This window comes from Streptomyces sp. NPDC048600 (assembly GCF_055587025.1).
In genome coordinates this window covers 92,248-115,057 of sequence record NZ_JBVJGZ010000007.1, presented here as the reverse complement: position 1 = coordinate 115,057, position 22,810 = coordinate 92,248, and the positions used below count along the sequence as shown (strand labels likewise).

The 22,810-nt window shown below is 71.0% G+C and carries 20 protein-coding genes and 1 pseudogene; 8 read left to right on the top strand and 13 right to left on the bottom strand.

What is annotated here, in order from left to right; translation table 11 throughout:
• The first annotated feature begins 699 nt into the window (after positions 1-699).
• Positions 700-1,410, top strand: coding sequence for a hypothetical protein (locus ACZ6SQ_RS12075; protein ID WP_469559821.1), 711 nt, complete (start codon positions 700-702; stop codon positions 1,408-1,410).
• A gap of 810 nt (positions 1,411-2,220) precedes the next feature.
• On the opposite strand, the gene dmpG is transcribed toward ACZ6SQ_RS12075, so the two are convergent.
• From dmpG to mhpD, 3 genes are read right to left on the bottom strand one after another with little or no spacing between them, the layout of a single operon-like run.
• Positions 2,221-3,252 carry a 4-hydroxy-2-oxovalerate aldolase gene (gene dmpG / locus ACZ6SQ_RS12070; RefSeq protein ID WP_469559818.1) on the bottom strand — a complete coding sequence of 344 codons (1,032 nt, stop codon included), beginning with the start codon at positions 3,250-3,252 and terminating at the stop codon, positions 2,221-2,223.
• Positions 3,249-4,199: an acetaldehyde dehydrogenase (acetylating) gene (locus ACZ6SQ_RS12065; protein ID WP_469559815.1), complete on the bottom strand. Its 951-nt coding sequence runs from the start codon at positions 4,197-4,199 to the stop codon at positions 3,249-3,251. Before ACZ6SQ_RS12065 ends, dmpG begins: the two co-directional genes overlap by 4 nt.
• Entirely contained in the window at positions 4,196-5,017 is an 822-nt protein-coding gene (gene mhpD / locus ACZ6SQ_RS12060; protein WP_469559813.1) for a 2-keto-4-pentenoate hydratase, read from the bottom strand. The genes ACZ6SQ_RS12065 and mhpD overlap by 4 nt, the downstream gene beginning before the upstream one ends.
• Before the next feature lie 184 nt (positions 5,018-5,201).
• Here mhpD and ACZ6SQ_RS12055 point away from each other — a divergent pair, with 184 nt between their 5' ends.
• Positions 5,202-5,948, top strand: a complete 747-nt coding sequence (locus tag ACZ6SQ_RS12055; protein ID WP_469560250.1) for an IclR family transcriptional regulator — start codon at positions 5,202-5,204, stop codon at positions 5,946-5,948.
• Between the two features lie 258 nt (positions 5,949-6,206).
• A complete protein-coding gene (locus ACZ6SQ_RS12050) occupies positions 6,207-7,370 on the top strand; it encodes an amidohydrolase family protein (protein ID WP_469559810.1) in 1,164 nt (387 codons plus the stop codon).
• 93 nt (positions 7,371-7,463) lie between these two features.
• Here ACZ6SQ_RS12050 and ACZ6SQ_RS12045 read toward each other — a convergent pair whose 3' ends face one another.
• The 5 genes from ACZ6SQ_RS12045 to ACZ6SQ_RS12025 all read right to left on the bottom strand — a co-directional run bounded on the left by ACZ6SQ_RS12045 (position 7,464) and on the right by ACZ6SQ_RS12025 (position 13,365).
• Entirely contained in the window at positions 7,464-9,104 is a 1,641-nt protein-coding gene (locus ACZ6SQ_RS12045; RefSeq protein ID WP_469559808.1) for a sodium/solute symporter, read from the bottom strand.
• Positions 9,101-9,517 carry a DUF485 domain-containing protein gene (locus ACZ6SQ_RS12040; RefSeq protein ID WP_469559804.1) on the bottom strand — a complete coding sequence of 139 codons (417 nt, stop codon included), beginning with the start codon at positions 9,515-9,517 and terminating at the stop codon, positions 9,101-9,103. The genes ACZ6SQ_RS12045 and ACZ6SQ_RS12040 overlap by 4 nt, the downstream gene beginning before the upstream one ends.
• A 335-nt stretch (positions 9,518-9,852) precedes the next feature.
• Positions 9,853-10,872 (bottom strand): VOC family protein, encoded by a 1,020-nt coding sequence (locus tag ACZ6SQ_RS12035; protein ID WP_469559802.1) that lies wholly within the window; start codon positions 10,870-10,872, stop codon positions 9,853-9,855.
• Positions 10,869-11,744, bottom strand: coding sequence for an alpha/beta fold hydrolase (locus tag ACZ6SQ_RS12030; protein WP_469559800.1), 876 nt, complete (start codon positions 11,742-11,744; stop codon positions 10,869-10,871). The genes ACZ6SQ_RS12035 and ACZ6SQ_RS12030 overlap by 4 nt, the downstream gene beginning before the upstream one ends.
• Positions 11,745-11,757: 13 nt before the next feature.
• Positions 11,758-13,365, bottom strand: coding sequence for a bifunctional 3-(3-hydroxy-phenyl)propionate/3-hydroxycinnamic acid hydroxylase (locus ACZ6SQ_RS12025; protein WP_469559797.1), 1,608 nt, complete (start codon positions 13,363-13,365; stop codon positions 11,758-11,760).
• 139 nt (positions 13,366-13,504) lie between these two features.
• On the opposite strand from ACZ6SQ_RS12025, the gene ACZ6SQ_RS12020 reads away from it, so the two are divergent.
• The 4 genes from ACZ6SQ_RS12020 to ACZ6SQ_RS12005 all read left to right on the top strand — a co-directional run bounded on the left by ACZ6SQ_RS12020 (position 13,505) and on the right by ACZ6SQ_RS12005 (position 17,007).
• Entirely contained in the window at positions 13,505-14,137 is a 633-nt protein-coding gene (locus ACZ6SQ_RS12020; protein ID WP_469559794.1) for a TetR/AcrR family transcriptional regulator, read from the top strand.
• Complete coding sequence (locus ACZ6SQ_RS12015; protein ID WP_469559791.1) at positions 14,134-14,925, top strand: 2-keto-4-pentenoate hydratase; 792 nt, start codon at positions 14,134-14,136, stop codon at positions 14,923-14,925. The genes ACZ6SQ_RS12020 and ACZ6SQ_RS12015 overlap by 4 nt, the downstream gene beginning before the upstream one ends.
• 257 nt (positions 14,926-15,182) lie before the next feature.
• Positions 15,183-16,232 (top strand): amidohydrolase family protein, encoded by a 1,050-nt coding sequence (locus ACZ6SQ_RS12010; RefSeq protein ID WP_469559789.1) that lies wholly within the window; start codon positions 15,183-15,185, stop codon positions 16,230-16,232.
• Between the two features lie 58 nt (positions 16,233-16,290).
• Positions 16,291-17,007 (top strand): LmeA family phospholipid-binding protein, encoded by a 717-nt coding sequence (locus ACZ6SQ_RS12005; protein WP_469559785.1) that lies wholly within the window; start codon positions 16,291-16,293, stop codon positions 17,005-17,007.
• Between the two features lie 130 nt (positions 17,008-17,137).
• On the opposite strand, the gene ACZ6SQ_RS12000 is transcribed toward ACZ6SQ_RS12005, so the two are convergent.
• The 5 genes and pseudogenes from ACZ6SQ_RS12000 to ACZ6SQ_RS11980 form a co-directional block, all read right to left on the bottom strand.
• A complete protein-coding gene (locus ACZ6SQ_RS12000) occupies positions 17,138-19,000 on the bottom strand; it encodes a SpoIIE family protein phosphatase (protein WP_469559782.1) in 1,863 nt (620 codons plus the stop codon).
• Between the two features lie 25 nt (positions 19,001-19,025).
• Positions 19,026-19,601 (bottom strand): annotated as a pseudogene (locus ACZ6SQ_RS11995) (PAS domain-containing protein); the annotation flags it as partial.
• A 698-nt stretch (positions 19,602-20,299) separates the two neighbouring features.
• The gene (locus ACZ6SQ_RS11990) at positions 20,300-21,091 is read right to left on the bottom strand and encodes a maleylpyruvate isomerase family mycothiol-dependent enzyme (protein ID WP_469559779.1); all 792 of its coding nucleotides are present in this window, start codon (positions 21,089-21,091) and stop codon (positions 20,300-20,302) included.
• Between the two features lie 122 nt (positions 21,092-21,213).
• Positions 21,214-21,528: a type 1 glutamine amidotransferase family protein gene (locus tag ACZ6SQ_RS11985; RefSeq protein ID WP_469559778.1), complete on the bottom strand. Its 315-nt coding sequence runs from the start codon at positions 21,526-21,528 to the stop codon at positions 21,214-21,216.
• A 164-nt stretch (positions 21,529-21,692) separates the two neighbouring features.
• Positions 21,693-22,070, bottom strand: a complete 378-nt coding sequence (locus ACZ6SQ_RS11980) for a winged helix-turn-helix transcriptional regulator (protein WP_469559775.1) — start codon at positions 22,068-22,070, stop codon at positions 21,693-21,695.
• Positions 22,071-22,147: 77 nt separating this feature from the next.
• Here ACZ6SQ_RS11980 and ACZ6SQ_RS11975 point away from each other — a divergent pair, with 77 nt between their 5' ends.
• Positions 22,148-22,558, top strand: coding sequence for a RidA family protein (locus tag ACZ6SQ_RS11975; protein WP_469559773.1), 411 nt, complete (start codon positions 22,148-22,150; stop codon positions 22,556-22,558).
• The last annotated feature ends 252 nt before the right edge of the window (positions 22,559-22,810 follow it).

The window sequence follows — 22,810 nt, the reverse complement described above, 5'->3', positions numbered from 1 at the left end:
CAGTCAGCGCATCCCGGCCGGGGAGCGTACTGCTTCCCCGGCCGCCTGACGTTTCCCGCCTCGCAAGGTGTTGTGCCAGCCGGTCTCCTGACGGACAGCCAGGGCCGGTCAGGCGGTCGGCGAGGGCGTGCCCGAACTCGTGCCGCAGGTCCCGCGCGGCGCAGCCGATGGGTGGTCCGGGCGTTGCGGTGATCTCTTCGAGCATGGCACCGCAGGCCGTGAGGCCCGCCCGGCGACGTGTCGGCTCCGCCCTCGGCGGCCGGTCGACGGCGGCGCGCGGGATGCCCTCAGGTCTGCTGGTCCTCCGCATCGCGCTTCCCACCCGCCGAGCGGTCGGCATGGCGGTATCCCGGGGCCCTTCCCCCGGCGTGCGCGTGTGCCTCGAGCAACGGGGTGTACGGGGCTCGACCACCGTCGAAAGGACCACCACACTCATGGACCTCGCCATGTTCGGTGAGCGGGTGATGTCCAGCAGCGCCTGTGCGATCTCAGCCACATCCGGTTCGTCCAACACAGTCGGCCGCCCTGGTTCTCGATCGCAAGGAAAGCAGGATCCCCATCGAGCCCGCCGCTTCCGGGTGAGCCCCTCGTGTACGAATCACAGCGCCCGCTTCCACTCGGCCCTGCCCTTCCTCCACTTGGGGCACTTCCTGGCGCGGATGCCCTCGCCTACTGGCCTGCGTCGAGCAGCATGGCCGGGTGCGGCAGACGAGTGGTGGGGACGGAGCTGCTCCGGCGTTCGACGCGGTTCAGGCGGACGTGGGGAAGCGGCTGGACGACGTGGCCAAGATCCTGGCCGGTGCCCTGGTCACGGTGGCCGGGGTCATGACCGCGCTCGGGCTGACGAGCGATCTCGTGTTCGTGGCGCTGAACAACGAGTCCTGGCCCATCTACGTCGCCTCTCTGTGCGCCATCCTTGCGATCGTCTGCAGCATCGTGGCGATGCTCATCCACCCGACCGGGAGAGGCAACGTGTGGAAAACCGCCGTGCTGGTCGTCGGTGTGATCTTCTACATGGTCGCTCTGAGCGTGTCGGTCGTCGGCGCGGCCAAGGCAGCGGGCGGGAATGGCAGGCCGACGATCAGCGACGTCAGGCTCGAAGGGCCGAGGTCCGGTCTCAGGCTGAGTTTCGGCATCCAGGCCGACGGCGTCGAGACGTGGGCGAAGGTCGGCGTGTACGTCGACGCCATCGACGAAGAGGGGAATTCCCTCGAGGGCTCGCCAGACCTCTACGACAGCAGTCTGAGGCCCGATGACAAGGGCAGGATCAAACAGGACGTCAGCGTGCCGGTCTCAGCGCCAGACGACGCCTGGGGCCTCGAGATCGTCGCGTCCAACGCCGGCGGTACCGACGACTGCGACGCCCCGGCGGTCCACGGAGCCGCATGCACGACGATCCAGCTGCCCTGATCACGATCTTCTCCAGACAGCGCTGTCACAGGCCTGGCCTCCCAGGCGGCCACCCGAGGGTGGGCGCAGAGCAGGTGCGGAGTCGTAGCCGAGCCGCATGGGCCGCAATCGACAAGAGCCGGCATCTGGTATCCGGGACCGGCTTCCGGTCTACCGCTGGAGGAGGTCTGTCCCGCTGGAGGAGGTCTGTCCCGCTGGACGAGTCCCGGTCGCACGCTCAGCATCCGAAAACCCGCCGCCCCGTCGCCGGCCCTGACTGGCGTCCACGCGCCGGTCCCCACCGACACGCAAGAGACCGCCACGGCAGGGATGCGGTCCACCGGCACCACCAGGCCCCCGACCGCCCGGTGCTGGCGTCACCTGTTTCGCAGCGCTCCGGCGCACGGCCCGGCCTCCTCCCCCGCCGGTCGGCTGTCCTTACGCCACGGCATCCGCGTCCAGCTCCGCCCCTCCGACTCCGGCGGTACGACCGCGCTGGTCATGCTCCCCGACGCCGTCATCCAACACCCAGCGGCAGGTGTGGATACGGCGGGCCCGCGCCCTGAGTGACGGGTACCGCCCCGTGCGATCAGGAGAGGCCCCGCCCATCCCAGCCGTCGCGCCGTCGCAGGCACCCGGCCGGGCCGGGTGCTCCTGGCGGCAATGTGCGCTGTAGCCCTGGTGGGCGCAGGGGCCGGCCCGCCGCCGCTGGACCGGAAAGCCGCCGAGGCGGCCACCACGTCACGGACGACCGCCGCACGTCCAGGCCCGGCTCAACTCGCCGGTCCCTGTTCCTGAGGAACCGGAGCCTCGCAGAAGGCACGCTCCCGGTCAGCCGACCGAGTCGGCCGCCGCGAGGTCGAGGGCGATGTCCGTGATCATGTCCTCCTGACCGCCGACCATCCCGCGCCGGCCGACCTCGACGAGGATCGCGCGGGTGTCGAGGCCGTGCCGGCGAGCGGCGGCCTCGGCATGGCGCAGGAAGCTGGAGTACACGCCCGCGTAGCCGAGGGTGAGGGTCTCGCGGTCGACGCGGACCTCGCGGTCCTGCAGGGGGCGTACGACGTCGTCGGCGGCGTCCATCAGGGGGAAGAGGTCACAGCCGTGCTCCCAGCCCATCAGGTCGGCGACCGCGATGAACGCCTCCAGCGGGCAGTTTCCGGCTCCGGCACCCTGGCCGGCGAGGGAGGCGTCGACGCGGGTGACGCCGTTCTCGACGGCGACGACGGAGTTGGCGACACCCAGGCCGAGGTTGTGGTGGGCGTGAATGCCGATCGCGGTGTCCGGGTCGAGGACATCGCGGTAGGCGCGGACGCGGTCGCGGACGCCGTCCATGGTCAGGCGGCCGCCGGAGTCGGTGACGTAGACGCAGCGGGCTCCGTAGGACTCCATCAGCTTGGCCTGGCGGGCCAGTTCAGCAGGGTCGGCCATGTGGGACATCATCAGGAACCCGGCCACGTCCATGCCCAGGTCGCGGGCTGCCGCGATGTGCTGGGCGGAGATGTCGGCCTCGGTGCAGTGGGTGGCCACGCGGACCGAGCGGATGCCGAGCGTGTGGGCCTGGCGCAGGTCGTGCAGGGTGCCGATGCCGGGCAGGAGCAGTGTGGTGGGCACCGCGTGGTGGACGCTGCCGCAGACGGCTTCGATCCACTCCCAGTCGGTGTGCGCACCGACGCCGTAGGTGATGCTGGAGCCGGACAGGCCGTCGCCGTGGGCGACTTCGATCGCGGCGACCCCGGCGTCGTCGAGTGCGGCGGCGATGGTGCGGGCCTGGTCGACGGTGTAGCGGTGGCGTACGGCGTGCATGCCGTCCCGCAGGGTCACGTCCTGCACATACAGATCGGGGGGCTGGTTCGCGGTCATCGGGAGAGCACCTCCGTGAGGGGCTGCGCGGCGGCCATGCGTTCGGCGGTGCGCAGGGCGGCCGAGGTCATGATGTCGAGGTTGCCGGCGTAGGCGGGCAGGTAGTGGGCGGCGCCCTCGACCTCCAGGAACACCGAGACCTTCGCGGCGTCGGCGGACCGCGTGCCGGCGGGCAGCAGCGAGCGCAGGGGGTCGTCGTCGGCGACGCGCTCGAACTGGACCTTCTGCTTGAGGCGGTATCCGGGCACGTACGCCTGGACCCGGGCGACCATGTCCTCCACCGAGGCGGTCACCGCGGCGTCGTCGCACTCGCCGACCAGGCAGTACACGGTGTCGCGCATGATCAGCGGGGGTTCGGCCGGGTTCAGGACGATGATCGCCTTGCCCCGGGCGGCGCCGCCCACCTTCTCGATGGCCGAGGAGGTCGTCTCGGTGAACTCGTCGATGTTGGCCCGGGTGCCGGGGCCGGCCGAGCGGGAGGAGATCGAGGCGACGATCTCGCCGTAGTGGACGGGTGTCACGGCTGCGACGGCGGCCACGATCGGAATGGTGGCCTGGCCGCCGCAGGTGACCATGTTGACGTTCGGTGCGCCAAGGTGGTCGTCGCCGTTGACCGGCGGGACGACATACGGGCCGAGCGCGGCGGGCGTCAGGTCCACGACCCTGCGGCCCAGCGAGCGCAGCACCTCGTCGTGGCGGCGGTGCGCACCGGCCGAGGTGGCGTCGAAGACGATCTCGATGTCCGCGAACTCGTCCAGTTTCACCAGGCCGTCGACGCCCTCGTGGGTGGTGGCGACCTTCAGGCGACGGGCGCGTGCCAGGCCGTCGGATTCGGGATCGATCCCGGCCATCGCGGCGATCTCCAGGGATTCTGAGAGCCGCAGAACTTTGATCATCAGGTCGGTGCCGATGTTGCCCGACCCGATGACGGCGACCTTCGTGCTCATGCTCCGGCTCCTTCCGTGGCGGCGGACGCGAACGTGGTCGTGACCGTGCCGAGCCCTTCGATGTGCGCGGTGAACTCGTCGCCCTCGGCGGCGACGGCCATCGGGCCGAGCGCGCCGGTCAGGACGATGTCGCCGGCCCGCAGCGGGTCGCCGAGCCCGGCGAGGGTGGAGGCGAGCCAGAGGGCGGCGGTGAGGGGGCTGCCCAGGCAGTCGGCGCCGGTGCCCTCGGAGACCGTCTCGCCGTTCTTGGTGAGGGTCATCGTCACGGCCCGCAGGTCGACGCGGCCCAGGGGAACGGGGGTGCCGCCGAGGACGTACAGACCGCAGGAGGCGTTGTCGGCGACGGTGTCGACGATGGTGATGTCCCAGCCGGCGATGCGGCTGTCGACGATCTCCAGCGCGGGCAGCGCGAACGACGTGGCGCGCAGCAGGTCGGCGACGGTCGGGTCGCGATGCGGCAGGTCCGTGCCCAGTACCAGGGCGACCTCGGCCTCTACCTTCGGCTGGAGGAGTCGGCCGGGGGCGATCGGCTGTCCCTCGGGCACCGCCATGTCGGCGAACAGTGCGCCGAAGTCCGGCTGGTCCACGCCGAGTTGCCGCTGCACGGCGGGTGACGTCAGGCCGATCTTGCGGCCCACCAGCCGCCGCCCGACGGAGACCCCGCGGTCCACGTGCAGGCGCTGCACGGCGTACGCGGCTGCGATGTCCGCCTCGTGCAGGAGCGAGCGCACGGGGGCGCACGGGACGCCGATGCGGGCGGCCTCCTCCAGGACGGCTGCCACCTGGGTCACGGCGTCGGCGTGCTGGTAAGGGCTCACGGTCGCCCCCGGCGGGGACTGGTGCTGCGGTGCGGAGCGAACATGCGGGTTACCTCCGTGCGGAGAGTGTCGGGGCTGTCGGAGAGGCGGCGCCGGCCGTCCGTCGATCCACGAGCAGGTATAGGCGTACGGTCCGAGCAGCGGCAAAATACGTTCCATGACACGGAACAGCGCGCAGGGGAACATGCTCGACAAGGCGGCTGCCGTCCTCGACTGCTACCGCCCGGGCGGCGGTGCGTTCCGTCTGACAGAAATCGCCGCTCGCACGGGAATGGCCAAGACGACCGCGTTCCGCCTCTGCGCCGACCTGGTGCGCCTCGGCATGCTCGAGCGTCACGGCGCGACCTACCGGCTCGGCGGCAAGCTCTTCGAGCTGGGCTCACTGGTACCGCGCCGGCTCGACCTGCGGGAGGCGGCGCTGCCGTTCCTCCAGGACCTCTTCGAGGCCACCCACGAGACCGTGCACCTCGGCATTCGGGAGGGGCACGACGTGGTCTACATCGAGCGGATCCACGGCCACCAGACCCTGACACTGCCCTCGCGCATCGGGGGACGGCTTCCCCTGACCTGCACAGGCGTCGGCAAGGCGCTGCTGGCCTTCTCCGGCCCCGACCTGACGGACGAGGTACTGGCCGGGCCCCTGCCCCGGCTCACCCCGCACTCGGTCACCGACCCCGCGCGGCTGCGCACCGCCGTGGAGCAGATCCAGGTCTCCGGTCTCGCATACGAGGAGCAGGAGGCCGCCCTCGGCGTCAGCTGCATCGCCTCGCCCGTCTTCGACGGACCGACGGCGGTGGCCGCCCTGTCCGTCGCCGTGCCCCTCGGCCGGTTCCACCCCGCCCAACTGGCGCCCGCCGTGCGGACAGCTGCTCTGGGCTTGTCCCGCGTGCTGCGCTCGGGCGGCGCAACGGTGGCCGGAACCTCTTCCTGAGCCGGCACCGGACGACCGGCCCGTGGGCGGCGGGCGGACCGGGGTAGTCCCCCACGTCCGCGAATCTCCACTGCCGCGATCCTTGACGGCCACCTCCACCCCTCTTACCGTAGCGATCATTCCAGTCACTGTAGTGATCACTACAAGAACGTCGGCGCGGCTGCCGCTGCGCCGGCCGTCTGTGGCTTCCAGGTGTCCGCGTGGACCTCCAGCGGACGTACCTTCTTCTCCTTTCGCTCCTTCGGTGAGGTGTTTTTCATGGCTGCTACTGGACAACCCGACTCACGCGGCATGAGGCGGCGCGGACTGCTCAAGGCGGCATTGCCGCTGGCAGCCACCGCGGCAGCCCTCGGCACCGAGCCGGCGAGCGCGACCGGCAGCCCCTCCTCGGACGCTCCGGCACACCGCAGCAGAGACCGCATCGACGTGCACTGCCACCTGATCCCGGACTTCTACCGCCAGTCCCTGGCGGCGCACGGCATCACCGAGATCGGAGGCGTGCCGGTCCCCGCGTGGAGCCCGACCCTCGCGGTCGACTTCATGAACCGATACGGCATCGCGACCCAGGTGGTCTCCGTCTCCGAGCCGGGCGTCACCCACCTGTCCTCCGCGAAGGACCGGGTGGCGATGGCACAGCGTCTGAACACCTACACGAGCCGGGATCTGATCCACAGCACGTCCGCACGCCTGAAGGGACGCTTCGGCGGATTCGCCGTCCTCCCCCTGGGCGGCACCGTCGACGAGCAGGACGTCTCCCACGCCGTCACCGAGGCCAGACGGGCGATGCGGGACCTGAAGATGGACGGCATAGGCGTCTTCAGCAGCTACGGCGGAAAGTACCTGGGTGATCCCGTGTTCGCACCGCTGATGAAGGCGCTCGACGACCTGGGCGCCATGGTGTTCATCCACCCCGTGACCCCGCAGGGCTACCCGGACCTCGGGTTGCCGCCGTTCTTGTACGAGTTCACGTTCGACACCACCCGCGCACTGGTCAACATGCTCTACAGGGGCGTCTACCAGCAGTACCCACGCATCCGGTGGCTGGCCGCGCACGCCGGCGGCACCCTGCCGTACATCTCCTACCGCACCAGCCTGCTGACCCTCACCCCTGCGATCGCGCAGCAGGCAGGGGCCGCCGGGCTGGACGACAGCAGCCCGTACTTCCGCAAGCTCTTCTACGACACCGCCCTGTCCCCGGCTCCCCAGGCGATGAAATCCGTGCGCGAACTGGCCGGAACCGAGCACATTCTCTTCGCCACGGACTGGCCGTTCACCAGCGCCTTGTTTCCGGCGGCAGGAGACCCCGCACCGCAGCTGGACGAGACCTTCTCGCCTGCCGAGCGACTGGTCGTCGAGCGGTCCAACGCGCTGGCTCAGTTTCCCGCGCTGGCCGCGAGGATAGGGGCCAGCGGGGGAAACTGAGCGGGGCTCAGCGACGGGGCCTTGTCTGTTGCTGTGAGTGAGTGCGCGGCGGGTGCCACGGCCCGGTCGGACCGCCGGGCCGCGCGGCACAGGTCACTCCTCTCGCGCTCCGACGAGAACCCGTTCACGCCATCGGGGGTCCGTCCCGGCTTCTTCTGCGGGCCGTGCGCGCTGTCCGGCGAGGCTGCCCGCCCACCCGAGCAGGAATCCCGCGGGAACGGCGATCACAGCGGTCGACTGGAGCCCGATGAGGTGGACATCGTGTCCCGGCAGGAGCGAGGCGGGCGTGCCTGAGAAGGAGAGGGAGCAGACGTACAGGGCGGAGGTGCACAGGACACCGCCGTATACGGTCCACAGCAGCCCGGTCCGGCTGTACCGGCTCCAGAACAGTCCGTACAGGCAGGCGGGCAGGACCGTGGAGGCGGCGAGAGTGAGTGCGAGATAGGTCAGGGACTGCAGGTTCCGTCCCTGGGCCGCTGCCGCCAGGAAGATGCCGAGCCCGCCCACGGCGCCTACGGCCCATCTGGCCGACCGGACTTCCCGACGCTCGGACAGACGACCCCTGCGTGTCACGTGCGCGTGCACGTCGTGCGCCAGGGCGGCCGCGGCGCTCAGTGCGATGCCGGCGACCACGGCCAGTACGGTGACGAAGACGGAGCACGCGACAGCGGTGTACAGCACGCTGCCCGCGAGTCCCGAGGTGCCGCCCCCCAGTTCCCCGGCCAGGAGGAGAAGGGCCGTCTGGCCGCTGCTGTCGACGGCACGGATCTTCTGGCCTCCCACCACACCGGCGGCACCGAGTCCCGCGATGACGACGCAGAGGAAGAAGACGGCCATGACGGCGACGGCGTAGCGGGTCGCCCGGCGGGCGGTGGCGCCGTCGGCGGCCGAGTTGATCCTCATCAGGACGTGCGGCATGCACGCGCCGCCCAGGACGACGGACAGTTGCAGGCTCAGGAAGTCGAGGCGGCCGACCGCGCTGTCCCCTGCGGCGTGACCGGGTTCGAAGTAGCGGTCGTGCAGCCCGCTCCCCTGCTCGGCCGCGGTCAGCAGGGCGCCCGGGTCGAAGTCGTGGTGCCGCAGGACCAGAAGGGCGAGGAGCACCATGGTGGTGAACACCACGGCCACCTTGACGATCTGGACGAGACTCGTCCCTCTCATGCCGCCGAGCACCGTGAAGCCGGTCATCAGCACTCCGACGAAGACGGTGCACACCTGTTCCGCTCCCAGACTGGTCAGTCCGAGCAGCAGTGCCGTGGCACTGCCGGCTCCGGCCAGTTGCAGGACGAGGAAGGGCAGGCAGACGGCCAGGGTGGCCGTGGCGGCAGCGATACGGGACGACGAACCCGGCGACCGCAGCGCGAGTATGTCGCCCAGGGTGTAGCGGCCGGCATTGCGCAGCGGACCGGCGAGGAGCAGGAACACCCCGACGGCCAGGCAGCTGCTGACTGCCAGGGAGATGCCGTCGTATCCGGCCACGGCCACCAGGCCGGACACGCCCAGGAGTGTGGCGGCCGAAATGTAGTCCCCGGTGAGCGCCAGCGCGTTCTGCACCGGCGTCAGTGACCGGTTGCCGATGTAGAAGTCGGCCGTGGTGTCGCCGTCCGGACCGGCCAGAACGCACAGCAGAAGGGACAGGACGATGAATGCCATGAAGGCGGTCAGCACCATCGCCCGGTCGTCGGAACTGCCCGAGAACGGCGTGAGCCCTGCGGCGAGCGACAGCTCGGTCATCGCTGTCTCCCCTGTGACGGGTACGGCCATCGGGACATGGCCTCGGCCGGGCCCGGCTGAGGCGGTGGTGAGTGCACGAGTTCGGTATGACGCCGCATCAGGTCAGCGAGTGGATCGGCGTGGCGACGGAGCGTGCGGTCGTACCGCCATGAGGTCAGCAGCAGTACGGCCAGTTGCAGAGCGCCGAGCGCGACGCCCAGGGGCATCCTGCTCGTCAGACGGGTGGCGAACAGCTCGCCGGCAGTGCCGGACAGCCATGCGGTGATCAGGAAGGCGGCACCGTTGACCGCCAGGAACGGCCGACGCGCGCCGGACAGCGTGCGAGGCAGTTGCTGCCGGGCGCTCGCGACAGCCTCATGGGGGCGGTCGTCCGGCGGGGGCCCGCTGCCGGGCCTGGGGGGCGGGACGGACATGAGTCGGGGTCCTCTCGCGAGGTTGACGGTCACTCACCGGGGCCTGAGGCATCACGGTTTCTGGCATGCCGTGACGGGAAGCACGGCGAGCGGTGTGCCGGACGGGCCGAGCAGTGCGGGACGGCGACGGATGGGCAAGCGGAACCGCGGGCGTTCCGGGATTGCCGGGACCGCGAGAGTTCGCCGTGATCGGGCCGTGAGGCCGGGTGCCTGTGGAAAACCCCGGTGCTACGGATGTGTGACCGGGCGAGAGGGCCGGCGGCGGTGTTGCGCCGCGCTGCCGTGGATCGAGCGAGTACGGTCACCCCGCCGGGCGGCGGGGTGACCGTCCCGGGTCAGCCGTCGGCGATGCCTGCACCGCTGAGGGCGGGCACCGTGTTCTCGGGGTGCGCCAGGGAGCGGGCGCCGGCACGGAACTGGGCGAGCTTGTCGACGATGGTCTGGCCGACGGGGAGGTGGCCCCAGATGCTGATGCCTTGGTGGGTGGTGGGTTCCCAGGTGCTCTCGTCGACGACGATGGGGTTCCAGCCGACTTCCCACTCGAAGCCCGAGGGGGTGCGGGCGTAGTAGGAGAGTTCCTTGTCGTTGGTGTGCTGGCCGACCGACAGGGCCATGTCGAAGCCGAGTTCGTGCACCCGCTGGTAGCTCTGGGCGACGTCGTCCAGGGTGGCGGCCTGGATGTTGAGGTGCTGGACGCGGGTGCGGATCGGGTCGATGGGCAGCCCGCGGGTGGCGGCCACTGCGATGGAGTGGTGTCGTTCGTTGACGCGCAGGAAGCGGATCTTGAGTTTGACACCGCTGATGGTCTCGTCGATGTAGTCGGTCAGGCGGGCGTCGAAGACGGTGTTGAAGTAGCCGCGGATCTGCGTGGGCTTGGTGGAGGTCAGCGCGATGTGTCCCATGCCGGAGTCGCCGGTGACGAATCCGGACGCGAGCATGCGCAGCGGTTCGGCCGACATCACCGGGGTGGTGTAGATCTCCTGGGTGATGCCCTTGGGGCCGGGGAAACGCAGGAGGCGTTCCACGCCGCGCAGGGCGGCCTCCTCGTCGGAACCCCGGACGACGGGGACGCCGTGGGCGCGGATACGGGCCTCGATCTGCTCGAAGGAGGTGTGGTCGTCGATGTGCCAGCCGGTGGCGACGACGTCCTCGGCGGGGCCGCGCCTGATCAGGAAGCGGCATTCCTGGTCGTCGAGGCGGAAGCGCATCAGGTCGCGGGAGAGGGTGTCGTGGTGCATGCCGATGGCGTCGGTGCCGAAGCGGCGCCAGTCGGCGAAGCGGTTGGTCTCGATGACGATGTAGCCGAGGTGGACGGCGCCGAAGACGGAGGCCGCGTTGGTCGCTGCGGTGTTCATCGGCGGCCCGCCAGGAACTCGGCGCACAGCCGGTTGAAGAGCTCCGCACGTTCGAACTGGACCCAGTGGCCGGTGTTGGCGACCAGGTACAGGTCGCAGTTGGGCATGCGCTCGGCGAGCATCCGGCCGCCGGACGGCCGGTTGACCCTGTCCTGCGCCCCCCACAGCACCAGCGTGGGCACCGGCAGCCGGGACAGGCGCGCGTCACGGGTGAAGTCCATCTTCCACACGGTCCGCAGGGCGTTGGGCCCGGACGGCCGTTGCAGCGGCGGTGAGGCGATCACTTCCGGATCGATGCTGGCCCGGTAGCGCTCGTCGATCGCGGCGTCCGGGACGTCGGCGGCGTTGAAGACGAGATGGTTGCGGATGAACTTCTCCAGCTTCTGCCGCGAGGGTCCGTCGCCGGAGTAGTAGTTCAGCAGGCTGTTGAGGCCTGGGGTGGGCAGGGCGCGGGTGGTGCCGATCCCGCCGGGGCCCATCAGGACCATGCGATCGACCCGGTCCGGGGTGTCCAGGGCCAGGCGCAGGGCGCAGGCGCCGCCGTAGGAGTTGCCGACCAGATGCGCCTTGTCCAGGCCCAGTTCGTCGATCAGGCCGCGAATGCCGTCGGCCAGGTAGCCGAAGGGGTCGCTGCCGTCGATGCCCTTGGTGCTGCGGCCGTAGCCGGGCAGGTCGGGCACGATGACCCGGTATTCCTTGGCCAACTCCGTTATGTTGCGCGCGTAGTTGGAGACGCCGGAGGCTCCGGGGCCTCCGCCGTGCAGCAGCAGGACCGGCGGGCCGTCTCCGGTCTCCGCGGCAAAGATCTTCCTTCCGCCGATGTCGTACGTCGTCTCCTGCATCGTCGGCAGGCCGGTCGGTGTCGTCGTCATGATGCCGGTGTCCTCACTGGGCGGTGGACGCGGTCGGGCGCGGAGTCGTGGACGGAGTGAGGCCGCGGGGCGGCGGCGGAAGCGGAGCACCGGCGGGGGCCGCCGCGTAGACATAGGCATCGGGGCGCAGAGCGAGCGTGGCCGCGCCGTGCCGGGTCATCCACGGCAGCAGGACGCCGTCGCTGTCGACGAGGGTGCCCTCGGCCGGCCGGGAGCCGGCGGGTGTGACGGTCAGGGAGGAAACGCCGGGGAGGTTCCAGGCGGGCTGGGGGACGGCGGTGCCGGCGTGCAGGAGGATCCATCGGCCGCCGAGCGCGTCGTCGAGTCGGATACGGGTGCCGTCGGGGCCGGTGACCCAGGGCTGGGGAATCTGGTGGCCGGTCGCCTTGGTGCGGGGGCGGGCCTGCAGGCCGGCTTTGTAGCGGGCGACGGGGATCCAGTGCGAGTCCTGTGTCCAGTCGCCGAAGTGCGGTATGCGGTCCAGGACGCGCAGGGCGCCGTTGCGGACGCGGGCGACCGGCCGACGGCGTTCGGTGATGATCCGGCCGACGAACACCGCCCGCTTGGTGACCTCCTTGACGTGCGGCTTGCGCTCGGCCTCGTAGCTGTCGAGGACGCTCTCGGGCAGTTCGCCGCCCAGCACGGCGTCGAGTTTCCAGCAGAGGTTGGCGACGTCGCGCACGCCGGCGGCCATGCCCTGGCCGATCCACGGGGGCATGGCGTGGGCGGCGTCGCCGGCGAGGAAGACCCGGCCCATGCGGAAGCGGGTGGCGAAGCGCACGTGGTGGCTGTAGACGGTGGTGCGCAGGACGTCGATGCTGTCGCGGGAGATGCCGTACCGGGCCAGCAGCCGGTACACGGCGCCCTCGGTCGTCAGCTGCTTCTCGTCGTCGCCGGGCAGGATCGGGAACTCCCACCGGTGGTGACCGAGCGGGGTCGGGCAGTCCACGGCCGGACGGGCCGGGTCGCAGTGGAAGCGCAGCTTGTCGTGGTCCGGCCAGGGCTTGAGCATCTTCGTGTCGATCACCACCCAGCGGTCCTCGTACGTCGTGCCCTCGTAGCCGATGTTCAGCTGGGCGCGGGTGAGGCTGGATCCGCCGTCGGCCGCGATCACGTACGAGGCGCGCAGGCGGTGGACGGAGTCGTCGGCGGTGCCGACGACCGTCAGTTCCACCCCGTCGGCGTCCTGGCGCAGTCGCAGGCACTCGTGGCGCAGAAGGATCTTCACGTTCGGGTAGCGGTCGACGCCGTCACGCAGGACCTGCTCCAGCGCCGGCTGGTAGATGAACATCTGCGGTGGGTGACCGTGCCCGCGCGGGGTGGGGTGCGCGCTGAGAAACGTACGGCCGTCGGCGTCGACGAAGTCCACGTCCCGCTCGGTCAGCATGTCCTGCTTGAGCCGCTCGGCCAGGCCGATCCGCTGCCAGATGCGGACGACCTCCTCGTCGGTGGAGATGGCCCGGGCACGGGTGAAGATCGCGGCGTCCCGTTCCAGGACGACGACGCGCAGCCCCATGGCCCCCAGCAGATTCGCCGCGGTCACGCCCGTGGGCCCGTAACCGATCACCGCCACGTCGTAGGCGCTGTCTTCGGCCTCTGCCCCGGCCCTGGTGTCACTCATCAGGCCACCTCACTGTCGATCATGTCGCACGGCTCTTACTGTAGCGTTCACTCCAATTGGAACGAGTGCTACGGTAGGCTTGTCGCCAGGGACGGTCAAGTGGCCGGCACGAAGCGCACCAACAGGAGGGGCACCTGCCATGACGAAGCCGCAGACGACCCGCAAGAAGCGCGCGAACGGAGTGGAGTCGCGGCAGCGCATCCTCGACGCCGCCGTGGAGATCGCCGGCGAGCGGGGGTACGAAGGCACGTCGATCGCCGCCGTCAGCGCCGCGTGCGGACTGCCCGCCAGCTCGATCTACTGGCACTTCAAGGACAAGGACGACCTGATCGCCGCCGTCATCGAGCGCAGCTTCGACACCTGGCTCGCCGCGTTCGAACTCCCCGGCGACGAGACCGGCACCCCGCTCGAGCGGGTCACCGCCGCGGCAGGGAACGTGGCGAAGTCACTCATCGACGCCCCCGACTTCCTCCGCCTGGGGCTGATGCTCGCGCTGGAGCGGCGCCCCACCGAACCGCGCGGCCGCACGGTGTTCCTCCAGGTCCGCGACATCGCACGCGCGAAGATCGCCGAGATGGCCGAAACACTCGTCCCGGGCCTCGACGAGGAGTCCGTCCAGATCCTGACGACCTACGCCGTCGCGGGCGCCGACGGACTGTTCGTCCAGCGGGAGATCAACGGTGACGCCGTCGACCTGGTGACGATGTTCGAACTGCACGCCCAACTGATCTACGACGCGGCGACACGCATGGCGGCGAGGAACAAGGCATGAGGCCGGCGGCTGCCCGGCGCCGCACGGAAGCCGCCCGGCTGCTGCGCGAGGCCGAACACCGCACGGCACCCGTCGAACCGCCCTCCACCACGTGGCCCGACCTCGATCTCGCCGACGCCTACGCCGTCCAGCAGGACAACATCGCCCGCCGCCTCGCCGCCGGAGCGACGGTGATCGGCCACAAGGTCGGTCTCACCTCAGCCCCGATGCGGCAACTCCTCAAAGTGCACGAGCCGGACTTCGGGCACCTGCTGGACGACATGGTCCACCGCGACGGCGGCACGGTACGCGCCGCCCGGTACTGCGCCCCACGCGTCGAACCCGAGATCTGCTTCCGCCTCGCCCGGCCGCTGCGCGGCCCCGACGTGACCACCGCTGACGTACTGGCCGCCACCGGGGCGGTCGCGCCCGCACTGGAAATCGTCGACAGCCGCATCCGCGACTGGCGGATCACCCTGGTCGACACCGTCGCGGACAACGCCAGCTCCGCCGGACTGGTGTGCGGCTCCTGGACCCCGGTGGAGCACTCACCCGACCTCGCGGCGGTCAGCGCGGACCTGCTCATCGACGGAAACCAGGTGGCGACCGGCAGCAGCAAGGAGGTCCTGGGTGACCCGGCCACCGCAGTCGCGTGGCTGGCCAACGCCCTCGCCGCCTTCGGCAAACAACTGGAAGCCGGACACGTGATCCTGCCCGGCGCCATGACCACCGCTCCCTTCATCGGCACCGGTCAGAAGGCGGAGGCACGCTTCGGAGCGCTCGGCTCGGTGTCGGTGTCTTTCATCTGAGGTGTCTTTCATCTGACCCCCCACGCCGCCTCGGACATCACAAGCCACCCTCGCAACCCCCTTCGCCCCGATCTTCCCTGCCGCTCTCCCGACCGCCCTCCGCCACCGCCACGCCGGACCTCTTCGCCCCCAGGCACCGATACCCACAGCCTCGCCGCGTGGGCCGGCAGTGCACGGTCGACGGCCGGGACGACGCGACTTGCCCGCCGCACCCCGTAGACCGGCCGCACCCCGTAGACCGCATGAAAGGCCGCTTCATGTCCCCTTCGGCACAGCGCATCGACGTCCACCAGCACGCCGTACCCGCCTTCTACCGCGACGAACTCGCCAAGGCCGGCATCGCCGACGCCGGCGGCCGGGCCCTGCCCGACTGGAGCCCCGAGTCCGCCCTGCGACTGATGGACCTGCTCGGCATCACCACGTCGCTCCTCTCCGTCTCCACGCCCGGCACCGGCTTCCTCACCGACCCCGCCGAGGCCGCCGACCTGGCCCGACGCCTCAACGACCACTCCGCGGCCCTGGCCTCCGACCACCCCGGCCGCTTCGGCTTCTTCGCCACACTGCCCATGCCCGACGCCGATGCCTCAGTCACCGAAGCCGTACGCGCACTGGACGACCTGCGCGCCGACGGCGTCACCTTGCTCGCCAACAACCAGGGCACCTACCTCGGCGAGGACGGCCAGGACACGCTGTGGCAGACGCTGAACGACCGCGCCGCGGTGGTCTTCGTCCACCCGGCCGAGCTTCCCGCACCCCCGGTCGACGGCATCCCCGCCTTCGCCGCCGACTTCCTCCTGGACACCACCCGCGCCGCCTACCTCCTGGTCCGCAACGGCATCCCGCGCCGCTACCCGAACGTCCGGTTCATCCTCAGCCACGCCGGCGGCTTCGTCCCCTACTCCTCGCACCGCATGGCCCTCACTATCGCCAACGACACCGCGCGCAGCCCGCTCGACATACTCGAGGACTTCCGCTCCTTCTACTTCGACACCGCCCTGTCCTCCAGCCCCGCCGCCCTGCCCACCCTGCTGGCCTTCGCCCGCCCCGGACACGTCCTCTTCGGCAGCGACTGGCCCTTCGCCCCCACTCCCGCCGGGCAGTACTTCGCGAGCGGCCTCGACGGCAACGCCGACGCGGACACGCTCAAGGCCGTCAACCGCACCAACGCCGAAGCGCTCTTCCCCCGCCTGGCAGCCACTCCCCCGACGCCGCCCCCGGCCCTGCCGGCCCCTGTGCGCCTGCGCCACGCGGTGCAGCGCTCCGCGGCGCGCCTGGTCTTCAAACTGCTCCAGCCCGGCACCGACTGAGACGACGGCTCGCGTAGACGCGCGGCGCAAGGCTGCGAGGTCCCTAGAAGGAGAAGGCATGAACGCACCAGAGAACGGCCGGGCAACGCGGCGCAGCCGTAGAGGGAACGGATTGATCGCAGTGACCCTGGTGCTGCTCGCCGCCGCTGGCAGCGAGGTGTGGGCCACGCAGTACGCGCAGGACCGCATCGCCGACTCGGTTCAGCAGAGCCTCGGCCTCGACTCCGCTCCCCAGGTGCATGTGAACGGTTTTCCCGTGTCACTTCAGCTGGCTCGAGAGGTGATCACCGAGGCGGACATCGACGCCGCACAGGTTCCAGCCGCCCTGAACGGCCGCGTCCTGACCATTCAGGATCTCACCATCCATCTGCACGGAGTACACCAAGAGCAGGGCGGGCGGGAGCGGGCCGACGAGGCCGAGGTCACGGCGACCATCGCGTACGACGACCTCTCGACCTTCTACGGGGTCGACATCAACCGAGGCAACGGCGAAAACCAAGTGGTAGCGACCACTCAGGTCCCGCTGCTTGGACAGGTCTCGGCCTCCGCGCACGTCGGCGTCGCCGGCTCGAGAGCCATCGGAGTCAACGACGTCCGGCTCTCCGACAACGTGCCTCCGGCAGCACGCACCCTGCTGGAGAAGGCCTTGGAGCGTCAGGCCCCGCTCGACAACCTGCCCGAAGGGCTCGCACTCGAGTCCGTGGCCGTCACCGACCAGGGCGTCGTTGCCCTCATGACCGGGCATGATGTCGGGCTGCAGCCCCGCATCGCCTAGAAACCGGCTCCGGCCGCTGTGACGGAGACCTCGCAGACCTCCAGCGCGCTGACCGCGCGCCCGCAGGACTCCCGCTACTGGGCCAGAGGGGGCAAAGAGCGTGTGGCCACGGCCGGCGTGCCGGTCGCGATCACGGCGGCAAGTCGAGCAGGCCGAGATCAGTGGTGAGGGGCTGTTCGGTCCAGATGGTCTTTCCGCTCCGGGTGTAGCGGCTGCCCCAGCGGGTGGTGAGCTGGGCGATGAGGAACAGGCCTCGGCCCCCTTCGTCGGACCAACGGGCCCGGCGCAGCCGTGGCTGGGTGTTGCTGGGGTCGTGGACCTCGCAGACCAGCGCGTTCTCCCGGATGAGGCGCAGGCCGATGGGGCCGCCCGCGTACCGGACCGCGTTGGTGACGAGTTCGCTGACGACCAGCTCGGTGGTGAAGGACACCTCGTCCAGTCCCCACGCGGTCAGCTGCCCGGCCGCTGCCTTGCGGGCGGCGGCGACGACGGAGGCGTCTGCGGGGAATTCCCAGGTCGCGGTGTTCCCCGGGTCGATGGCACGCGTGCGTGCCAGGAGCAGGGCCATGTCGTCGCGGGCCGGAGCGTCGCCCAGGCTGCGGAGAAGCTCGTGTCCCACGCCGTCCAGACCACGGCCGGGGCCGGCGAACCGCGCGAGACGGTCGGTCAGCCGCCGCAGACCGGCGTCGGGATCGTGGTCGTCGCGGTAGATGACGCCCTTGGTGTACACCGCGACGATGCTCCCGGGCTCGAGGTCGAACGTGGTCGCCTCGAACGGCATCCCGCCCACACCGAGCAACGGTCCGGGCGAGACATCGACGGATTCGACGGTGCCGTCGGGCCGGATCACGACGGGCGGTGGGTGTCCGGCGCTGGCCAGGGTGCACTGGCAGGTGACGGGGTCGTAGACGGCGTACAGGCAGCTGGCGCCGACGGTGTCCCCTTGGTGGGGCGCCTCGGCCTGGAGTTGGTGGACGAGGTCGTCGAGGTGGGTGAGGAGTTCGTCCGGCTCCAGCTCCAGGTCGGCCAGAGTGTCGACGGCCGTGCGCAGCCGGCCCATGGTGGCGGTGGCGGGCAGACCGTGTCCCGTGACGTCACCCGCGACGAGGGCGACGCGGAAGGACGGGAGGGCTATGACGTCGTACCAGTCGCCGCCGATCTCCGCTCCGCCTCCCGCCGGCACGTAGAACCCCACGGTCTCCGCCGCGGGAGTGTCGGTGGTGGCCGCGGGCAGCAGGCGCTGCTGCAGGGCGACGGCCGCCCGGTGCTCGCGCGTGTAGCGGCGGGCGTTGTCCACGCCGAGTGCGGCCCGGGACGCGATCTCCGTCAGCAGGTCGGCGTCCTGCTGGCCGAAGGGGGCGGGTCGGCGGGTGCGCCAGACGACCACGGTGCCGAGGACGAGGCCACGGGCGTACAACGGAGCCGCGATCGCCGAGTGGCCGTGCTCGGGGACGAACAGATGAGCCAGCTCCGAGTGCCCCTCGGCTGCGGCGATCACGCTGTCCCGGTCGGGCAGCAGGACTGTCTCCCCCTGTCCGATTCTCCGTAGAAGCGGGTGGTTCGGCAGCGCGGGCGCAACCGCGCCCACGGCCGGGAGACCGGTGGGCCAGTCGTCACCCGGCGGGGCCACGCCGATCCGGCGCAGATTCCACTGCCCCGGGCCGAGTGTCTTCGGGGGCTCGTCCCCCTCAAGTACAGCCTCGGACAGGGCTACCCAGACGACGTCACCGAGGGCCGGCACGAGGACGTCCGCCAGCTCCTGGGCGGTGCGTGCCACGTCCAGCGTGGCACCGATGCCCGCTGCGGCCTTGGTCAGCAGTTCCAGGCGCCGCTCGGCCCGGTACCCGTTCGTGATGTCGACGTACGTCTGGCACATGCCGAGAGGGCGGTCGGTCGGGTCGGTCAGCCGGAACGTGGACAGCGACCACATCCGGTCGCCGTCCGGACCGGACGGGGGGGCTCCCGCGCACCGGAAGGCCGAGGACGGACTCACCGGTCTCTCGCACCTGCCGCAGAACCCGGTCGATCGTTCCGGAGTCGACGTGGGAGGTGTCCGCGCCGACGTTCCGGCCGATGAGCCGGTTTCCGGGGTGGCTGAGGGCTCGCTCTGCCGCTCCGTTCAGCAACCGGTACCGCAACTCGTCGTCCAGGAGGGCGATGGGGGCGGGATACTGCTCGAACAGGGCCCGCATCATCGCCCGGTCGACGTCCTCCCGCTCGATCCGCCGAGCGTCTCCTGCGGAGACCGACCATCCCGCCCGGCCCTCCCGGTCCGTGAGCGGGCGCACGCGCAGCGCGACCCTCACCCCGTGCCCGTCGCGGTGCCGCAGGGCGAGAACGCCGTCCCAGCTCTGGCCGACCTCAGGCCGGTCGCGCCCGGCCAGTGCCGCTTCGCGGTCCCCGCGCGTGGTCAGCAGCTCCACCGCCGGTGTGCCGCAGACTTCCTTCGCCGGGTATCCAAGGAGGGCTTCCGCCTCCGCACTCCACAGCTGGACGGTGCCCACCTGGTCCACCCAGGCAGTGGCGGGACAGGGATCCGGCGGCGGGCCTTCCTCTCCCGCACTGGCCGCCTCGGCATTCACGGGTCCGCTCATCGGCATCAGCCCATCTCTGGCCTCGCCCTCCGGCCATCATAAAAGAAGCGGACGGCACACCGGAGCTGGCCGGCGAGCGTGCGGTGGAGGACATTCCGTGGTTCACCGACCCGTTCGGTCTGCGGCACGAGCTGTCCCGGGGCCGCGACCACCGTCCCGCCACCTTCCGGCCGGCCGACCTCTCAGCGGCTTCACAACCGGGACCCGCACACCCTCATGCCGGGCCGGTACGACTCCGAGGGGCGCCTGCACTACGCAGGCCGGAGCACGACCTTGCCGCGGGCCGCAGGCCGCTCCATGGCCGCGCTGCTCACCCCGGACGAGGCCGGCCCTCTGGGCGGGCTGGACGTCCTCCTCCGCGCGAGCCCCTGCACGCCGCCCTGGCCGAAGCCACGGCCGTGAGTCCCGGAGGGGTGTTCCGGCCGACCAAGCCGACCACCCTCGGCCTCGCCCCCTGATCGCCCACGGCTGGCACGACCAGCGGGCCCGTCACATCTCCTGGACCGAGCCGGACGCGGAGACGGCCTCCGTCACCCGGCTGACCGACCCCGCCCAGCCGAGCGCCGCCAAGAAGCACCAACTGGGTCGTGAGCGGAGGCGGTCTCGGGCCAGGTGACCGGGAGGGCTGGTACGCGGAGATGACGCGGGCCGTCGTGTCCGCCCCGGGCGGGGCACCGCAGCCGGCGCCCCGTGACGTCCTAGGCCTCCGGCTCCCAGGCGCGGAGCAGGTCGAACAGCCCGGCGTCGCCGTCGATCCGCACAGAGCCGGCCGGGACACGGTCGTAGAGGAAGAGGATCAGTTCACCGGCCGTGGCGTGGGCGGACACACCGGCTGCGTCCGGGCCCTCACCGCCGGTGGCCGCGGGCAGACGGGTGGTCCGGGCGCCGTCACCGTCGACCGTGAGGCGCCAGGAGCGGCCCTCGGCGGCGTGGAAGTCGAAGGCGGTGGGCTTGTGCGGCCAGGCGCTGGGCGTCGCGACGCAGGTGAACAGGAACTCCTCGAGACCGTCGAGGGCCACCTCCGCCGGCAGCGGCTGCGGGGCGCCCGCAGCGAGCTGGGCGTCGTAGGTGTGCACCGCGCTCTCCTGGACCCGGTGCCGGGCGACTCCGCCGGAGCTCCGCGGCGTCTGCAGGCCGCTCCACCAGGCCCAGCAGCCGGCGTCCTCGCCCGCCTCCCGCAGCGCGCCCAGCAGCAGTTGGGTCGACTCCTCCAGCCAGGCCACCAAGGCCTCACGCTCCCTCGGCGGAGCCAGGGCGGCCCGCTCGGCGGCGGCCTCCGCCGGCGGGGCGTCGGCAGGTCCCGCCGCGACGATGGCGGCCCAGAAGCGGTCGCCCCCGCCCAGGTGCTGCGCCAGATCGAACAGCGTCCACTCGGGGCAGGTCGGCACCTTCGCGTCGAGGCCGGGCGCTGAGGCGATCGCGGCCCGGAACGCGGTCGACCGTTCGTCAATCAGCCGCAGGAGGTCTGAGAAATCGAGAGTGTGATCCACCCCGGGTGTCTATCACCCTGCTCATCCCACGGGAAAGCGATTTTCCCCGGCCACCGCGGCAGCGGCGCAGCACGGGCCGCTCGGGCCGGAGGCGCGAACGGCAGGCCGCCGTCCGCCCGCTGTCACGGCGTCAGCCGCGCGCCGGGGCGGTGGGAGCTGACCGTGGCGCCGTCCCCGCCCGAGCGGACGAGATGGGCGCGGCCGGCACCCCGCACCAGGCCAGCCCCGTAGGCCAGGGACACAGGGGTGTTCTCGTTCAGCGCGATCCCGTACGGCACCAGGCCGTTGGCGAGGGCTTCGGCCAGCCGCGCCAGGGTGCCCCACTGGGCGGCGGGCACGCCGACGGCCGGGGTCGGCGGGCCCGGGCCCGGGCGGACCTCGATCTCCTCCAGGTCCGCCCCCGCGTCTTCGGGGCAGGTGGGTACGCGGTCCGACAACCACCCGCCCACCACCGCCTGCGGCGATCACCGCGCCCACCGAGAATCCGGCGTACGGCAGCGGACGACCCGCCGACAGGTTCCAGCGACCACCGGCGAACTTCGCTGCCTTCATCGCCAAAGTCATGGCCTGCGTCGGCCAGGGACGTGTGGTCCCGGGCAGGTCAGATGCCGGTCTGTTCTTCTTCCCGAGTGTCGAATCCTTGGCGTGCGCGTTCGATGGCGGGCATGTTTTGTGCGGCCCACGCCAGCAGCACGTCGACGGGAGGGCGCAGGGTCTTGCCGAGGGGGGTGATCCGGTACCGGACGGCCACGGGGCGGGTGGAGACGACCTCACGCTCGATCACACCGTTGCGTTCGAGGCGCCGCAGCGTCGCTGTCAGCGACTTCTGCGTGACCTTGGGGACGGCCCGGCGCAGCTCGTTGAAGCGGCACGGGCGCTCGCAGAGCTCGTTGAGGACGCTGAGCGACCACTTGTCGAGGATCTGGTCGAGCAGTTCCCGGTGGGGGGCATCGATGCGGAGTCCGTCGTCGGTATCCAAGGCGAAACCTGGTCTCGTTGAAGTGCCTTTCGTCTACTAAGTAGCTTACAGATACCTGCTTCGGAGGAGAGACAACCATGACTGTCCAGCACTTCACGCCGGAAGGCATGCTGCAGCCGGTCCCGTACCATCACGTCGCCGTGGGCACCGGAACGAGGCACGTCCACGTCAGCGGCCAGGTCGCGCGCCAGGCCGACGGCACCCCGGTAGCGCCCGGCGACCTGGCCGGGCAGGTCGCCCAGGCACTGCGCAACACCGCCCTCGGGCTGCAGGGCGCGGGCGCGTCGTTCGCGGACGTGCTGCGCCTGACCTTCTACGTGACGCGGTGGGACCCGGAGAAGATCGGCGACTTCATGGCCGGCGTAGAGGCCGTCGCCGAGGAGATCGGCCTGCGGCTTCCTATGCCCCCGGCCTCCCTCATCGGCGTCGAGTACCTCTTCGAACCGGATGTCCTCGTCGAGGTCGAAGCGACGGCAGTCCTGGACTGACCGCTTCGACAGGGGCATGCGGTCGTCGGCGCAGACGCTGGACGACGCCACGCTGCACCGTACGGCGGCGGGGATGGAATCGAAGCCGGCGTCCTTCCTCGGCGCCGTCCGGTAGCGCTCCCGTACTCGTGCGGAGAGCTTCGGCGAGACGCAGCAGAGGGTACGGCCTGCGGCTTGAAGGTGCTCGACCAGCAAACCCTCGCCCCGTTCGACGGCGATCCCGGCCGGCGGTGCGTGACGGCGCAGGTGCCC

Coding starts and splice junctions, on each gene's coding strand:
- dmpG (WP_469559818.1), bottom strand. CDS start 3,252: ATGACCGCGAACCAGCCCCCCGATCTGTATGTGCAGGACGTGACCCTG.
- ACZ6SQ_RS12065 (WP_469559815.1), bottom strand. CDS start 4,199: ATGAGCACGAAGGTCGCCGTCATCGGGTCGGGCAACATCGGCACCGAC.
- ACZ6SQ_RS12055 (WP_469560250.1), top strand. CDS start 5,202: ATGCTCGACAAGGCGGCTGCCGTCCTCGACTGCTACCGCCCGGGCGGC.
- ACZ6SQ_RS12050 (WP_469559810.1), top strand. CDS start 6,207: ATGGCTGCTACTGGACAACCCGACTCACGCGGCATGAGGCGGCGCGGA.
- ACZ6SQ_RS12045 (WP_469559808.1), bottom strand. CDS start 9,104: ATGACCGAGCTGTCGCTCGCCGCAGGGCTCACGCCGTTCTCGGGCAGT.
- ACZ6SQ_RS12040 (WP_469559804.1), bottom strand. CDS start 9,517: ATGTCCGTCCCGCCCCCCAGGCCCGGCAGCGGGCCCCCGCCGGACGAC.
- ACZ6SQ_RS12035 (WP_469559802.1), bottom strand. CDS start 10,872: ATGAACACCGCAGCGACCAACGCGGCCTCCGTCTTCGGCGCCGTCCAC.
- ACZ6SQ_RS12030 (WP_469559800.1), bottom strand. CDS start 11,744: ATGACGACGACACCGACCGGCCTGCCGACGATGCAGGAGACGACGTAC.
- ACZ6SQ_RS12025 (WP_469559797.1), bottom strand. CDS start 13,365: ATGAGTGACACCAGGGCCGGGGCAGAGGCCGAAGACAGCGCCTACGAC.
- ACZ6SQ_RS12020 (WP_469559794.1), top strand. CDS start 13,505: ATGACGAAGCCGCAGACGACCCGCAAGAAGCGCGCGAACGGAGTGGAG.
- ACZ6SQ_RS12015 (WP_469559791.1), top strand. CDS start 14,134: ATGAGGCCGGCGGCTGCCCGGCGCCGCACGGAAGCCGCCCGGCTGCTG.
- ACZ6SQ_RS12010 (WP_469559789.1), top strand. CDS start 15,183: ATGTCCCCTTCGGCACAGCGCATCGACGTCCACCAGCACGCCGTACCC.
- ACZ6SQ_RS12005 (WP_469559785.1), top strand. CDS start 16,291: ATGAACGCACCAGAGAACGGCCGGGCAACGCGGCGCAGCCGTAGAGGG.
- ACZ6SQ_RS11975 (WP_469559773.1), top strand. CDS start 22,148: ATGACTGTCCAGCACTTCACGCCGGAAGGCATGCTGCAGCCGGTCCCG.